The organism is Embleya sp. NBC_00888, assembly GCF_045207655.1.
Lineage (GTDB): Bacteria > Actinomycetota > Actinomycetes > Streptomycetales > Streptomycetaceae > Embleya.
Genome location: NZ_CP108784.1, coordinates 7,284,325 through 7,298,881 on the forward strand (window position 1 = coordinate 7,284,325; position 14,557 = coordinate 7,298,881).

Here is a 14,557-nt window from a genome sequence, read left to right on the forward strand (position 1 = left end):
TCGGGCGGCGGGGGTCGGGTACGGTTGCGTGATCCGGGGGATCGCGCTTCGCATCCGAAGCCGCGCGGGTCGAGCACGAGGAGGCGGCGGGCGTGACGACGGAGCGTACCCCGGGGGCCTCGGCCGAGGACGGCCTGAGCACGGACGAGGCGATTCGGGCCATGTTGTTGTTGATGCCGAGGGTGGCGGCCCGGCTCAAGCGCACCCGGATCCCCGAGCGGTTGCAGTCGATGAACCTGGCCCCGCGACATCTGTCGCTGCTGGCCTACCTGCTCTTCGACGGCCCGATGTCGGTCAACCACCTGGCCGCGCGGCTCGAGGTGGCCCCGACCACGGTCAGCCTGATGGTCAGCGACCTCGGCCGACAGGGCGTCCTGGAGCGACACACCGACCCGAGCGACCGGCGCCGGTCGATCGTGGCGATCACCGAGGACCCACAGACCCGGACGGCGATCGAGGGCTGGCTGGCGAACGGCGCCGACGCCTGGCGTCGCGCGTTCGACCCGCTCTCGCCCGAGGACCGGGCGATGTTCGTGCGCACGATGGGCGCGTACGAGGGCGGGGCCGTCGGCGACGGGGAGTGAGCGGCGCGGTCGGCCGGCTTCCCACGCGGTGCGGTCGGCCGGGTCCGCACGCGGTGCGGGAGGCAGGCGGCCCACGTGCGCATGCGGTCGGCTTCGAAGGCCGGTCGAATCGACGCCCGGGCCCGGAGCGGGACCCGGTGGCTCACAACGTGTGCGAGAACGGCTGGGCGCGCCAGTCCAGGCCCGCCGGCAACACCGTGACCGCGGGCCGTGGCAGCGGCTCGGGCGTCGCGGAGCCGGCCCGATCGAGCGAGTCCCCGAACACCGCGCCCGAGCCCGGGCAGGAACGTATCCCGAACGGATCCCGCGCGCTGGGGCACACCGCGTGATCCGGCACCGTCGCCCCGTCGGCGGCCACGTCCACGACCAGCACGACCGCACACTCCGGGCACGCCCGACGCGCGGTCGCGGCGGCGGACGGGTCCCCGTCCGGCTCGAACTCGAACGCGTCGTCGAAGTCCGCGATCGGACCGCGTGCCCCGGTACCCGCGGGCACGTCTACGGCGATACTCATGGGGCTCCCCCTGTCGCCACAGCGCCGCGGTGACGGCGCGCTCCGCCGACGATAGTGCGCCCGACCGGAACGTTGCAGTACTCATCCGAGCCCAATTCGCGCGACGCGCGAAACGGATGGCATCGCCACCGGCCGGGTCGGCGCGCCGTACCGCGCCCGCGCCCCGGTCGGGTCATGCCGAACACGCTCACGCCCGGGCGCCGTCCGCGGCCTCCGGCCCCGGCACGGGCTCGAACTCGACCGCCCGCCGCAACTGCTCCAGCCGATAGGGAATCGGCTCCCATCCCGGCCGCCCGGCCATGTCCACGTTCAACTGCACCACCGTGCGCGTATAGGCGCGGGCGAGCCCGCGCGGCATCAGCGGCATCCCGACCGGCCGGCGTCGGGAGTTCCCGTCCCGATCCGGCACCCCGGCGTGGTTGCCCCGGACCGACACCCACACCGCGGCCACCGACCCCTGTACGTGCCGCACCAGTTCCTCGCGTACGTCCAACCAGCGTGCCAACGCCGCGCGGGTGGGGCCGGAGAGCGGCAACACCTCGGTCACCGCCGGGTTGATCGAGCGCGCCTGCGGGCGCCGCACGATGCGCACCGTGCGCTCGTCGGGCGCCAGGTCGGTCAGCCGCAGCGCGCACAACTCGCCCGCCCGGGCGCCGGTGTCCAGGACGACGCCGATCAGCGCGAACAGCCGGACCCGGCCCGGGTCGGCGCCGGAGCGATCGGCGTGCGCGGTCAGCCAGTCCAGCAGCAACGAGCGCTGCCGGGCGCCCACCGGCGGCTTGAGTTCGGGCATCGCGGGGCGTTCGGGCAAGGCGATCGGCACCGATCCGGCCCGGGCCAGGATCTCCAGACAGTCCATCCGCACCCGAATGCTCGCCGTCGTCGAGACGCCGTCGCCGGCCACCGCGCGGGTGCGCAACCGGCCGCTGCCCGCCAACTCCAGATAACGCCGCATCGGATCGGCGGACAGCAGCGCCGCGAGCGAGGCGCGCGCCTCGGGCGGGAAACCCTCCTGGACCAGCGCTCGGCGCAACTCGCCCACCACCCACCGCAGTTGCCGAGCCCGGGCGGCGGAGGTGTCGGCCCGCGCGGTGACCCGAAGCAGGGCACGGTCGAGCTGATCGAGCGCGGGAGCACGGTCCTGATCGGCCATGGGGGCACTGTAACCACGGCCACCGACGATCAACCCCGATCGCCAACCGACCCGGTGCCCGCGGCGCGCCCCGAGGCCCGCCGGGCCCGCCGAAGGCCTCCGAACCGCCCGCACGGCGCCACGCGAGGTCGCCATGCCATAGGTTCATCGTGTGGAGGACCTCGACCGACAGATCGTCAAACTGCTCCTGCTCGACGGGCGGATGAGCTACACCGACCTGGGCAAGGCCACCGGCCTGTCCACCTCGGCCGCACACCAGCGTGTGCGCCGACTCGAACAACGCGGGGTCATCCGCGGCTACGCCGCCGTGGTCGACACCGAGGCCATCGGGCTGCCGTTGACCGCGTTCATCTCGGTCAAGCCGATCGACCCCAGCGCCCCGGACGACGCTCCCGAGCGCCTGGCGGACCTCGAGGAGTTGGAGGCGTGCCACAGCGTGGCGGGCGACGAGAGCTACATCCTCAAGGTCCGCGTCGCCGCCCCCGGCGACCTGGAGACGCTGCTGGCCCGGATCCGGCTCCAGGCGGGCGTGTCCACCCGTACGACGGTGGTGTTGTCGACGCCCTACGAGGCCCGCGCGCCCCGATTCTGAACGGATTCGCCCGCGCCGAACCCGAATGAACCGCCCGAGTGATCCCAGGCGGACCGCCCGCGCCGATCCGGGAGGACCGCGCGGGGGCGGCCGTCGACGAAGCAGCCCGGACCCGAGTGGGTGTGCGCGGCGCGGGTCACACCTCCGAAGGGGTGACCTCCGGCTCGGGGTTCGATCCGGGCGGGCCACACTGGTGCCCATGACCACGCTCCTCCTGCGCAACGGCGCCGTGCACAGTCCGGCCGATCCCTTCGCGACCGCCATGGTCGTCGAGAACGACACCATCGCCTGGATCGGCGCCGAGGGGGCCGCCGCGGCCCATGTCGACGCCGTCGACGCCGTGCTCGACCTCGCGGGCGCCCTGGTCACCCCCGCGTTCGTGGACGCGCACGTGCACGCCACCGCGACCGGCCTCGCGCTGACCGGCCTGGACCTGACCGGCGCGCCCTCGTTGACGTACGCGCTCTCCGCGCTGGAGGACCACGCCAAGCGGCGCGGCCTGTTCGGAGCCGGCCACGTGCTGCTCGGGCACGGCTGGGACGACAGCGCGTGGCCCGAGGGACGGCCGCCCACTCCGGCCGAGTTGGACCGGGCCACCGGCGGCGCCACCGTCTACCTCTCCCGGATCGACGTGCACTCCGCCGCGTGCTCGCCCGCGTTGCTCGCGCTGGTCCCGGGCGAGCACGGCGACGCGCCCCTGGCGGGCACCGTGCACCACGTCGCGCGGGCCGCCGCCAACGCCGCGCTGACCGCGGCCGATCGGGTCGCCGCGCAGCGGGTCGCGCGGGCCCGGGCGGCGGCGCTGGGCATCGGCACGCTGCACGAGTGCGGCGGGCCGGAGATCGCCGGCGAGGCCGACTTCCGGGCGCTGCTGGCCCTGGCCCGGGACGAGGCCGGCCCGGACGTGGTCGGCTACTGGGGCGCGCTCGCCGCCGACGCCGAGCACGCCCGCACGCTGCGCGCCGACCTGGGCGCGCACGGACTGGGCGGCGACCTGTTCATCGACGGCTCGCTCGGCTCGCACACCGCGTGCCTGCACGCGCCCTACTCCGACGACCCCGGTGCCGGCACCGGCCTGACCCACCTGGCCCCCGAGCAGGTCGCCGAGCACCTCGCCGCGTGCACCGGGGCCGGCATCCAGGCCGGTTTCCACGCGATCGGCGACGCCGCGATCGGCGCGGTCACCGCCGCCGCCCGCGCGCTGATCCAGGGCCCGCACGGCGCGGCCTTCCGCGCGCTGCGGCACCGGGTCGAACACGCCGAACTGCTCGACGCCGAAGCCGTCGCGGCCTTCGCCGAACTGGGCCTGACCGCCTCCGTACAGCCCGCCTTCGACGCCGCGTGGGGCGGCCCGGACGGCATGTACGTTCGCCGCCTGGGCGCCGAACGCGCCGCGCTGATGAACCCGTTGGCCGCGCTGAGCGCCGCCGGCGTGCCGCTCGCGTTCGGGTCGGACGCGCCGGTGACCCCGCTCGACCCGTGGGGCACGGTGCGCGCCGCCGCCTTCCACCGCACCCCGGAGCAACGCATCAGCGTGCGCGCCGCGTTCGCCGCGCACACCCGAGGCGGCCACCGCGCGGTCGGCCGGGACGACGCCGGCGTCCTGGTGCCCGGCGCACCCGCCACCTACGCGGTGTGGGACACCACCGAACTGGTCGTGCAGGCACCGGACAGCCGGCTCTCCGGCTGGTCCACCGACCCGCGCTCGGGCACCCCGGGGCTGCCCGACCTGGCCCCCGACCTGCCGCTGCCGCGCTGCCTGCGGACCGCGGTTCGGGGCACCGCGGTGTACACGGCCGAGGGAGCTCTCGACCAGGCGTGAGCACGATCGCGGACGCCGACCCCGGAGCGGCCCCGGGGTCCGTCCCGGGACCCGCCCTAGGCGGCCGGGGCCGGCTCCGGCGTCCCGTGGTGGGCCGATCCCGCCTCGCCCGCCGCGCCGGGCCCGACCTCGGCCGCGCGCGGTCGCTCCGGGACGGTCAGCAGGGGCAGGAAGACCTGCACCAACGGCCCGATCGCCAGCGCGTACACCACGGTGCCCAGGCCGATCGACCCGCCCAGCACGAAGCCCACCGCCAGCACGGTGACCTCGATGCCGGTCCGGACCAGCCGCACCGAGCGCCCGGTCCGCCGCACCAGCCCGGTCATCAGGCCGTCCCGGGGTCCCGGGCCCAACCGCGCGCCGATGTAGGCGCCGCCGGCCACCGCGTTCAGGACCACCCCGAAGACCACGAAGGCCGCTCGCCAACCCAACGCTTCCGGCGCGGGCAGCCACCGCAGCGACGCGTCCACCGCGATGCCGATCACGAACACGTTGCTCACCGTGCCCAGACCCGGGCGCTGCCGCATCGGCCACCACAGCAGCAGTACCGCGGCGCCGACCACGATCGTCACCACGCCGAAACTCCATCCGGTGCGCTCCGCGAGGCCCTGATGGAACACGTCCCACGGATCCAGGCCCAACTCGGCCCGGATCATCAACGCCATGCTGAACCCGTAGAGCGTGAGCCCCGCATACAACTGGACCAAGCGCCGGACCCACGACCAAGCCACCGTGCACCTCGTTCTTTACCGGACTGCCAAAAAAGAGCCAACGGTGAAAGAATCGTCGACACCGGATCACGGATCCATAGCCAATTCGACAGGAGTGGACTGATGAGCGCGCCTCACCTGACCGTCAGCAGCACCCGCCTCGCCGACCTCCTGCACCCCTGGACCACCACGACCCAGTCCGCGGCGCGCACCGGCCCGGCGTACCGCACGCTGGCCGATCGCATCCGCGCGCTGCTCCTGGACGGTCGGATCCCGCTGACCGCGCGCCTGCCCGCCGAGCGCGGCCTGGCCGACCGACTCGGCATCAGCCGCACCACGGTCGCCGCCGCGTACGAACTCCTGCGCACCGACGGTTACCTGACCAGCCGGCGCGGCTCCGGCAGTTGGACCACCCTGCCCGGCACGCACACCGAGATCCCCACCAAGGGATTGAGCCCGAGCACCACCACCGGCGTGATCGACCTCGGCGTCGCGGCCCTGCCCGGCCCCGGCCGGGCCCTGCACCAGGCGGTCGCCGACGCCACCGACTCGCTGCCCACCTACACCACCGGCCACGGCTACCTGCCCGGCGGCCTGCCGGTCCTGCGCGACACGCTGGCCCAGCGCTACACCCGGCGCGGCGTACCCACCACGCCCGACCAGATCCTGGTCACCCCCGGCGCGCTCGCCGCGGTCACCCTGGTCCTGCGCACGCTGGCCGGCCCCGGCGACCGGGTCGCGGTGGAATCGCCCACGTACGCCAACGTGCTGGACGCCATCCGGCAGGCCGGGAACCGGCTGGTCCCGGTGCCGATGACGGACACCGGGTGGGACCCGGAGACCTGGCGCGACACGCTGCGCACCGCAGCGCCCCGACTGGCCTACCTGATCCCGGACTACCAGAACCCGACCGGCCACCTCGCCGACGCGGGCATCCGACGCACCCTGGTGGACCTGGCGCGCAACACCGGGACCACGCTGATCGTCGACGAGACGTGCTTCGACCTGGCCCTGGACATCGACCCGAGCGACCGGCCGCTGCCGATGGCCGCGTTCGACCGGACCAACAACGTGGTCACCATCGGCTCGACGTCGAAGACCTTCTGGGGCGGGCTGCGGATAGGCTGGATCCGGGCCACCCCGGACCTGGTCCGGCGGATCGCGGCCACCCGCGCGTCCTTCGACGTCGGCGCGCCGGTGCTGGACCAACTGGTCACCCACCACCTGATCACCGACCACGAGGACACCATCCTGGAGAGCCGGCTGCCCGCGCTGCGCACCGCCCGAGGCGCCCTCGCCGACGCGCTCACCGACCGCCTGCCGAACTGGACCTTCGCGATGCCGGTGGGCGGGCTGTCGTTGTGGGTGCGCACCGACGGGACGTCCAGCCTGTCCCTGACCGAGGCGGCGGCGCGCCACGGCGTGCGGATCGCGGCGGGCACCCACTTCGGCACCGACGGCACCTTCGAGCACCACGTGCGACTGCCGTACGCGCACGATCCGGCGACGCTGACCGAGGCCATCCGCCGGCTGGCCACGGCGGTGGGGGAGACCGAGCGCAGCCGACCCGGCGCCTACGCGGGCTTCTCCGGGGCGCCCTGCGTGGCCTGAACCGAGGCGCCGGTGGTGGCCGGATTCACCGATGTGGGTGAACGTACGCCGGGGTCTCGCTCGCGCGTCGGGCCCCGACCCGTGTACAACAACCCGGGAAGCCCGCAACGCGCGACACGCCGACGGCCCCGCCGCCCCGACACCGGCCGGGAACGGGCCGGCACCGGATCGCGATCGGGCCGGCACCGGATCGCGATCGGGGTCGCCACGCACGTGCGCAAGGGGTGCGGAAGCCGCGACGAGACCCATTAGGGGAACGATTGCGCCACCTGGTGGGCGCACACCACCCACACCAGTGGCGCACCACCCCGGGCCCTGACCTGCACCGATACCGCATCCGTGCAGGTCAGTGCGATGTTGACACCGCGCCTGCATCGCCCAGTACGTTCGACCCGGTCCACCGCAGGACGACCGGCAGGAGAACACCCTCCCCGAGCACGCGCACGCCTCCGGGCCACAGGTGGCACAGCCACCGGGCGCCAGGTCCGGAACCGACGTGACACGCGCCCGGGAGGCCGCCCCACGCGGCCACGAACGGCAGAGCGGCACCCGTGCAGCCGCCCCGCCGGACGCGAGCACACCCCGCGCCGGAAGGTGAGACCGCGGCAGAGCCCGGTCGCCCAGTAGACAACGACCACCGCGACCGACAGCCAGCCGGTCCGGGGCCGGCCCGAAGGGCGACCGAGCTCCCGCTGCCCCCACCGCACTGTCGAGAACGATCCGAAACCGCTCACCCACCTCGAACGTTGTAACGTCACTGCATCACCCGACCGGCGCAACTCCGTGCCGAAGGTGGCAGCAGCGATCAGCGACGACCCAGCGAGGGGGCCCCACGGTGCCGCAGCTCGACAGCGCCACAGTGCCCGAGGGCGCCCCGCCCCCGGACTCGGCGCCCGCCCGCAGGCGGCGTTTCCGACGCACCCGGGCCACCGCCGTGAGCATCTACCGCAAGCCCGCCCGGCCGGCCTACGCGCTGATCAGCGGCCTGCTGCTGGCGCTCGCGTTCCCGCCGTACGACATCTGGCCGCTGAGCGTGCTCGCGGTCGCCGTGCTCACCGTCGCGGTGCACGGGCAGCGCACCCGCACCGGCTTCGGCTACGGCCTGCTGTTCGGCCTGCCGTTCATGTTGTGGCTGCTCAAGTGGCTGCGCGTGGTCGGGCCGGACGCGTGGATCGTGCTGTCGGTGGTGCAGGCGCTGTACATCGCCGCGCTGGCCGCCGCGCTCACCCTGATCGGCCGACTGCGGCTGTGGCCGCTGTGGACCGCGTGCCTGTGGGTCGCGGAGGAACTGGTGCGCGACCGCGTCCCGTTCGGCGGCTTCCCCTGGGGTCGACTGGCCTTCGCCAACACCGCGACGCCGTTCACCCCGATCGCCGCGCTCGCCGGCGCACCCGGGGTGACCTTCGCGGTCGCGCTCACCGGCGCCCTGCTCGGCTGGGCCGCGCTGCGCCTGTACGCCCGATACACCGCACCCGCGGACGAGAGTGCCGAGTCGGGCCCCGAGGTCGCGCGAACGCCGCGTGCCGCCGTGCCGCTCGCCCTGGGCGCCATCGGCCTGGCGATCGCCATCCCCGCGAGCGCCTACGCGGTCCCCATCCCCACCAAGGGCGACGCCGCGGGCCCGGACAGCGCGACCATCGCGGTGATCCAGGGCAACGTCCCGCGCACCGGCCTGGACTTCCTCGGCCAGCGGCGCGCGGTCCTGGACAACCACGTCCGCGAGACCCACAGGCTCGCCGCCGACGTGCGCGCGGGCAGGGTCAGGAAGCCCGAACTGGTGATCTGGCCGGAGAACTCCTCGGACCTGAACCCGTTCGAGGAACGCGACGCGTACGCGGCGATCGACGGCGCGGTCAAGGACATCGGCGTCCCGGTGCTCACCGGCGTCCTGGTCGCCGGCCCCGACGCCACACACATCCAGAACCAGGGCATCGTGTGGGACCCGGTCACCGGACCCGGCGCCTCCTACACCAAGCGCCACCCGGTGCCGTTCGGCGAATACATCCCGATGCGCGAACTGCTCACCAAGTTCATCAGCCGGCTCGAACGCGTCCCGCGCGACTTCTACCCCGGCAAGACCGTCGGCGTCATGCAACTGGGCCCGGCCCGGATCGGCGACGTGATCTGCTTCGAGATCGCCTACGACAACGTCACCCGCGAGGCGGTCACGCACGGTGGCCGGGTGCTGGTCGTGCAGACCAACAACGCCACCTACGGCCGCAGCGGCCAGCCCGAGCAGCAACTCGCGATGTCCAGGCTGCGCGCGATCGAGCACGGCCGCGCGGTGCTGATCGCGGCCACCTCCGGGATCAGCGCGATCGTCATGCCGGATGGAAAAGTGGTCGAACGCACCCGCGAATTCACCGCCGACACGCTGGTCATGGACGTGCCGCTGCGCGACGACCGCACGTTGGCCACCCGACTCGGTTCGGCTCCCGAGTGGATCCTGGCTATCGTCGGTCTTCTCGCCTGCGCGTACGGCATCCTCCGCCGTCGGCGCCAGGCCCGGACAGTCAACACCCCCGGCATCCAGCCGACCACAGCCGACGCCGGCGTCGACACCCTCGCCGACGCCAACGCCATCAAGGAGATGATGTGACCGACAGCGAGCAGACCAGCTTCGCCGACCTCGGCAAGGTGCTCGTCATCATCCCCACCTACAACGAATCGGAGAACATCGAGCCGATCGTCTCCCGCCTGCGGGCCGCCGTGCCCGACGTCGACGTGCTGATCGCCGACGACAACAGCCCCGACGGCACCGGCGACATCGCGGACACCCTCGCCGAGCACGACCCGCACGTCCAGGTCATGCACCGGGCCGGCAAGGAGGGTCTGGGCGCCGCCTACATCGCGGGCTTCCGCTGGGGCATCGACCGCGGTTACGACATCCTGGTGGAGATGGACGCCGACGGTTCGCACCAGCCCGAACAACTCCCGCGCCTGCTCGAAGCGGTACGGGACGCGGACCTGGTGCTCGGTTCGCGCTGGGTCCCCGGCGGCGGCGCGGTCAACTGGCCCGGACACCGCAAGCTCATCTCCAGGGGCGGCAGCACCTACTCGCGCCTGATGCTCGGCGTCGACATCCACGACGTCACCGGCGGCTTCCGGGCGTTCCGCAAGGACACCCTGCTCGGCATCGGTCTGGACGAGGTCGCCTCCCAGGGCTACTGCTTCCAGGTGGACCTGGCCTGGCGGGCGATCCGCAAGGGCTACCGCGTCCTGGAGGTGCCGATCACGTTCATCGAACGCGAGCGCGGCAACAGCAAGATGAGCAACTCGATCGTCGCCGAGGCGCTGTGGCGGGTCACCGCGTGGGGCGTCGGCCGACGGGTCGGCAAGTACCCCAACGAGGCCACCCCGGAGGCGGCGGCCGGCATCGAGGGCGGCGCCGAGGGCGCGAGCAAGGTCGACAGCGCGCGCGAGGGCCAGGACGCGCCGGGCGCCGGAGCCACCGACACCGCGGGAGCCAACGAAGCGGTCGATACCGCCGAATCCACGGGATCCGGCGAATCCACCGGATCCGCCGACACCGCCGAGGCCGCCGACACTTCGAGCACTACCGGCACCACCGGTACCACCTCGCCGAGGAAGTGATCGCGTGAGCACCCCGCTGCGCCGAGCGGCCACGCTCCTGCCGTTCGTCGCCCTGCCACTGGCCGAGATCTACGTGATCGGTCTGGTCGGCAGCGAGATCGGCGCGGGCCGGACGTTCCTGCTGATCCTGGCCGGCGTCGCGCTGGGCTCGCTGGTGATCCGCTACGAGGGCCGCCGGGTGCTGACCCGGCTGCGCGAGCTCGGTGAACAGGCTCAGCGCGAGAGCCAGAGCGACCCGACCGTGCTCGCGGCCCAGGGCAAGGAGGCGACCAAGGCCGCCGCCGACGCGGGCGTGGTCATCCTCGGTGGCATCCTGCTGATCATCCCCGGGTTCATCACCGACGCGCTGGGCCTGCTGTGCGTGCTGCCGTTCACCCGGCCGCTGATCCGGCGGCTGATCGGCACGGTGGTGGCCGCGAAGGTGGCCAACAGTCCGAGGTTCTCCGGCGCGGTGCGGGACGCCCGGATCCACCGCCCGGACGGCAAGATCGTGCGCGGCGAGGTGATCGATCCGGACGAGCGCCGCGACGACGACCCGCCGGCGCCGCCGCGCGAACTGCCCTGAGGCCCGGAGCTTCCGCGACATCGAGGGCGGGCGGCGTTCGGAGACAGCACGACGCCCGGGGCGCCACGATCGTGAGATCGTCGGCGCCCCGGGCGTCGGTGCCACCTGTCGACGGGATCCGCACGCGCCCGGAGCGGGCTCGCGCGGTGCTCGCTCAGGCGCTCTTGCGGTTGTTGCGCGGATCGTGGTGGAGATTGATCCCACCCGACCGCAGTACGGCGAGGCGCTCGGCGAGGACCTCTTCCAGCTCTTCCCGGGTACGCCGCTCCATGAGCATGTCCCAGTGCGTACGTGTGGCCTTGTTCTTCTTCTCCTCCGGCGGCGCGCCGTCCACCAACTGCGCGACGGCACCGCAACTGCGGCACTCCCACGTCGAGGGGATCTCCGCCTCGACGGAGAACGGCATCTCGAAGCGGTGCCCCCGGGGGCAGTCGTATTCCACGGTGCGACGCGGCGCCAGATCGATACCGCGATCGGTTTCGTAGCTGGTGGCGCCAAGGCGTGTGCCGCGGAGAGCTCGCTCACTCATGAATCGTGCCTCCTGGCTTGTCAACCCACATCGACAGGTCTTGCTGTCTCGTCCGATTGCAGAACGCGTGACGGGCCCCGAAGATTCCCGACCGAGGGGCCGGAGGGGACGACCGGGGGCCGTGACGGTGAGTAGCTACCCGAAAACGGATGATTCACCACATCAACGGGAGAAAGTGACATAAAACTCGCCTGAACGGCCCGGGATCGTCGAGGGTACGTCTGCCCGGAACGCGCGCCGCCACGCACAGCGAATGCGCGCCGACCCGAGCGGCCGGCGTCGGCCGACCGCGCCCGGTGCGGGTGGTAGGGGTGTGGCGGGTGGTCACGACGGCCGGGGCCGCGGCGGGCGTCAACGATCGCGGATCTCGGCCCAGACGATCTTCCCGGTGTCGGTGGGACGCACGCCCCAGTCGGTGGTCAGGCCGGCCACGATGCACAACCCCCGGTGCCGCTCGTCGTGGCCGGGCGAGGCGATCTCCTTGGGCAGTCGGCCGTCGTGGTCGACCACCTCGACGATCAGCCGGCCCGGGTGGTGTCGGAGCCTGAGCTCCATCGGGGTGCGGGCGTGCTCGGCGGCGTTGGAGACGAGTTCGGTGACCACCGAGCAGGTGGTGTCGCTGTGCTCGGCCAGCTCCCAGCGGCCCAGCGTGGCGCGGACGAAGTCGCGGGCCTCGCGCGCGGAGCGCGGCGTGGGCGGCAGGTCGAGGCCGGCGGTGCGCTCGACGCTGTGCCGGGCACGGACCAGCAGCAGCGCGACGTCGTCGGGTTCCTGGCCGGTGAGCATGGTCTTGGCGAGCAGGTCGGCGACATCGGCGACGTTGTAGGCGCCGCCGGTGGTGCTGTCGATGTGCTTGGTGAGTTCCTGTAGGCGGTCGGTGAGCGAGGCGTCGTGCGATTCGACCAGGCCGTCGGTGTACAGGAGCAGTTGGTCGCCGGTGTCGAAGCCGACCACCGCGTCCTCGAACGCGGTGCCGTCCAGGCCGAGCGGTACGCCCAGGTCGTCCTCCAGGAGTTCCACCTTGCCGTCGGCGCCGATCAGGGCCGGCGGCAGGTGGCCGGCGTTGGACCAGTGGATGGTGGCGTCGCCGGGGTCGTAGACGGCGTACACGCACGTGATGATCTGGTCCTCGCCGCCGAGCCCGGTCACCAGCCGGTTGAGATGCCGCATGACCTGCGCGGGTGGCAGGTCCATCACCGCGTACGCCCGTACCGCGGCCCGGAGTTGGCCCATCACGGCGGCGGCCTGCAGACCTCGGCCCATCACGTCGCCGACCACCAGGGCGATCCGGCCCGCGGACAGCGGGATCACGTCGAACCAGTCGCCGCCCACCTGTTGGCCCTTGGCGCCGGGCAGGTAGCGGAAGGCGATGTTGAGTTCGTCCAGGTCGGGCGGGACCTGCGGGAGCAGGCTGCGCTGGAGTTCGACGGCGGTGTCGCGCACGCTGCGGAACAGCCGGGCGTTCTCGATCGCGGTGGCCGCCTGCGCGGCGATGCCCAGGGCGAGTTGCTCGTCGCGTTCGGTGAACACGTCGGCCCGGGTGTGGCAGAAGGAGAACGCGCCCAGGTCCTCGCCGGTCGCGGTGGTGACCGGGATGGTCAGCAGGCTGCGCACGGGGGGCTGTCCGTCGGCGCTCACCCGGTAGGGCAACAGGTGTGTGGCGGCGGGGTCTTCGGTGAGGTCGCCGCGGCGCACGGTGGCCGGCGAGGCGGTGGTGGTCTGCGGTCGGCTGCGCGCGGCCAGGGAGGGTCGCGGTCGGGGCAGGCGGTCGATCAGCGTGGGGTCGGGGCTGGTGACGGCGTATCGGGTGTCCGCGACGCCGCCGGTGTCGTAGTCGATGTAGCGGAAGATGCCGTGCTCGGCGGCGATCACCGAGGTGGCGGCGTCGGTGGCGGCTTGCACGAGGCGTTCGAGGTTGAGCTCGCGGGTGAGTTTCTGGCCGACGCTGTAGAGCGTCTCGACGATCCGGGTCTCCTGGTCGAGTCGGCGCTGTTTGTGGGCGAGTTGCTCCTGCTGCGAGCGGACCCGGTCGCGGGCGTCCTCGGCGACCAGGGCCTGTTGCGCGGTGGTGCCCTCGTGGGCGGCCAGGAGTTGTTCCAGGGCGTCCAGGCGGGCGGCGGCGACGTGCGTGGTGGGGGTGGGCCGGCCGGGGCCGCCGGCGAACAGGGGCGCGGTGTTGAGCGGGAGCAGGGCCAGGCGGGTGGACACCGCGACGGTGCGGAAGAGTTCGGCGATCCGGGCCGGAACGTGGACGCGGGTGAACATCAGCACGGTGAACAGTTCGCCGTCGGGGAGCTTGCCGGCGTAGCCGACCACGGATTTTATCCCGCTCGCCCGGATGAACTCCTTGTCCGGGACGGCGCTGCTGGTGAGCGCGTCCGGGATGTGGTGGATGTCGTGCCGGTCCCATTCGTTGTCGGTGGGCAGCGGCCCGGCCACGATCTCCTCGGCGGTGACCCCGAGTTGCTCGAGCATGGCGCTGATCATCGGCGCCCGGCGGACCGCCTCGGTGCTGGGGAAGGCGACCACCTGGTGGTGCCGCGAGCGGGTGCGGTCACGCCAGTCCGGGTGGTCGCCGGTGGTGGCCAGCAGGGTCAGGCAGCGCAGGTCGGGGTGCGGCGTGAGGCCGGGCTGCCGGCGCAGCGCGCACTGTTCCAGGTCGGGGGTGAGGTTGCGCCAGGGCATGGTCTGGAACAGGCGGGCGAGGACGAGTTGGGGTTGCCCGGTGAGCGGGTCGCGGAAGGTGGTGCGCAGGTGTCGCACGATCGCGCGGGCGGCGTCCTCGGTGGTGGCCGAATCGGCGGTGACCTGGCGCAGTTCGGAGCTGCACACGACCATGTCGCTGACGGTGAAGTTGGCGAGGTCGAACACTGGGCGTCCACG

The 14,557-nt window shown here is 73.1% G+C and carries 11 protein-coding genes and 1 pseudogene; 7 read left to right on the top strand and 5 right to left on the bottom strand.

The features are described from left to right. Window positions 1-92: 92 nt before the first annotated feature. Complete coding sequence (locus OG948_RS30960; RefSeq protein ID WP_406299598.1) at window positions 93-584, top strand: MarR family winged helix-turn-helix transcriptional regulator; 492 nt, start codon at window positions 93-95, stop codon at window positions 582-584. A gap of 142 nt (window positions 585-726) precedes the next feature. On the opposite strand, the gene OG948_RS30965 is transcribed toward OG948_RS30960, so the two are convergent. Both OG948_RS30965 and OG948_RS30970 read right to left on the bottom strand, forming a co-directional pair. After that, complete coding sequence (locus tag OG948_RS30965) at window positions 727-1,098, bottom strand: hypothetical protein (RefSeq protein WP_406299599.1); 372 nt, start codon at window positions 1,096-1,098, stop codon at window positions 727-729. Window positions 1,099-1,285: 187 nt separating this feature from the next. Further along, entirely contained in the window at window positions 1,286-2,251 is a 966-nt protein-coding gene (locus OG948_RS30970) for a tyrosine-type recombinase/integrase (RefSeq protein ID WP_406299600.1), read from the bottom strand. Between the two features lie 151 nt (window positions 2,252-2,402). Between OG948_RS30970 and OG948_RS30975 the strand changes: the two genes are divergently transcribed. Together OG948_RS30975 and OG948_RS30980 are read left to right on the top strand one after the other, a co-directional pair. After that, a complete protein-coding gene (locus OG948_RS30975; protein WP_406299601.1) occupies window positions 2,403-2,843 on the top strand; it encodes an Lrp/AsnC family transcriptional regulator in 441 nt (146 codons plus the stop codon). A gap of 199 nt (window positions 2,844-3,042) precedes the next feature. Continuing rightward, window positions 3,043-4,665 carry an amidohydrolase gene (locus tag OG948_RS30980; protein ID WP_406299602.1) on the top strand — a complete coding sequence of 541 codons (1,623 nt, stop codon included), beginning with the start codon at window positions 3,043-3,045 and terminating at the stop codon, window positions 4,663-4,665. A 56-nt stretch (window positions 4,666-4,721) separates the two neighbouring features. On the opposite strand, the gene OG948_RS30985 is transcribed toward OG948_RS30980, so the two are convergent. Next, on the bottom strand, window positions 4,722-5,330 hold the full coding sequence (locus OG948_RS30985) for a YitT family protein (protein ID WP_406300377.1): 609 nt from the start codon (window positions 5,328-5,330) through the stop codon (window positions 4,722-4,724). A 168-nt stretch (window positions 5,331-5,498) separates the two neighbouring features. Between OG948_RS30985 and OG948_RS30990 the strand changes: the two genes are divergently transcribed. The 4 genes and pseudogenes from OG948_RS30990 (at window position 5,499) to OG948_RS31005 (ending at window position 11,145) form a co-directional block, all read left to right on the top strand. Further along, the gene (locus OG948_RS30990; RefSeq protein ID WP_402232252.1) at window positions 5,499-6,986 is read left to right on the top strand and encodes a PLP-dependent aminotransferase family protein; all 1,488 of its coding nucleotides are present in this window, start codon (window positions 5,499-5,501) and stop codon (window positions 6,984-6,986) included. Window positions 6,987-7,821: 835 nt separating this feature from the next. After that, window positions 7,822-9,585 carry an apolipoprotein N-acyltransferase gene (gene lnt, locus OG948_RS30995; RefSeq protein ID WP_406299603.1) on the top strand — a complete coding sequence of 588 codons (1,764 nt, stop codon included), beginning with the start codon at window positions 7,822-7,824 and terminating at the stop codon, window positions 9,583-9,585. After that, a pseudogene (locus OG948_RS31000) lies at window positions 9,582-10,337 on the top strand (polyprenol monophosphomannose synthase); the annotation flags it as partial. The gene lnt and the pseudogene OG948_RS31000, both read left to right, overlap by 4 nt. Before the next feature lie 247 nt (window positions 10,338-10,584). Beyond that, on the top strand, window positions 10,585-11,145 hold the full coding sequence (locus OG948_RS31005) for an FxsA family protein (protein WP_406299604.1): 561 nt from the start codon (window positions 10,585-10,587) through the stop codon (window positions 11,143-11,145). Between the two features lie 154 nt (window positions 11,146-11,299). On the opposite strand, the gene OG948_RS31010 is transcribed toward OG948_RS31005, so the two are convergent. Beyond that, entirely contained in the window at window positions 11,300-11,674 is a 375-nt protein-coding gene (locus OG948_RS31010) for an RNA polymerase-binding protein RbpA (protein WP_360318572.1), read from the bottom strand. 351 nt (window positions 11,675-12,025) lie between these two features. Next, window positions 12,026-14,545: a SpoIIE family protein phosphatase gene (locus tag OG948_RS31015; RefSeq protein WP_406299605.1), complete on the bottom strand. Its 2,520-nt coding sequence runs from the start codon at window positions 14,543-14,545 to the stop codon at window positions 12,026-12,028. Window positions 14,546-14,557 lie beyond the last annotated feature (12 nt).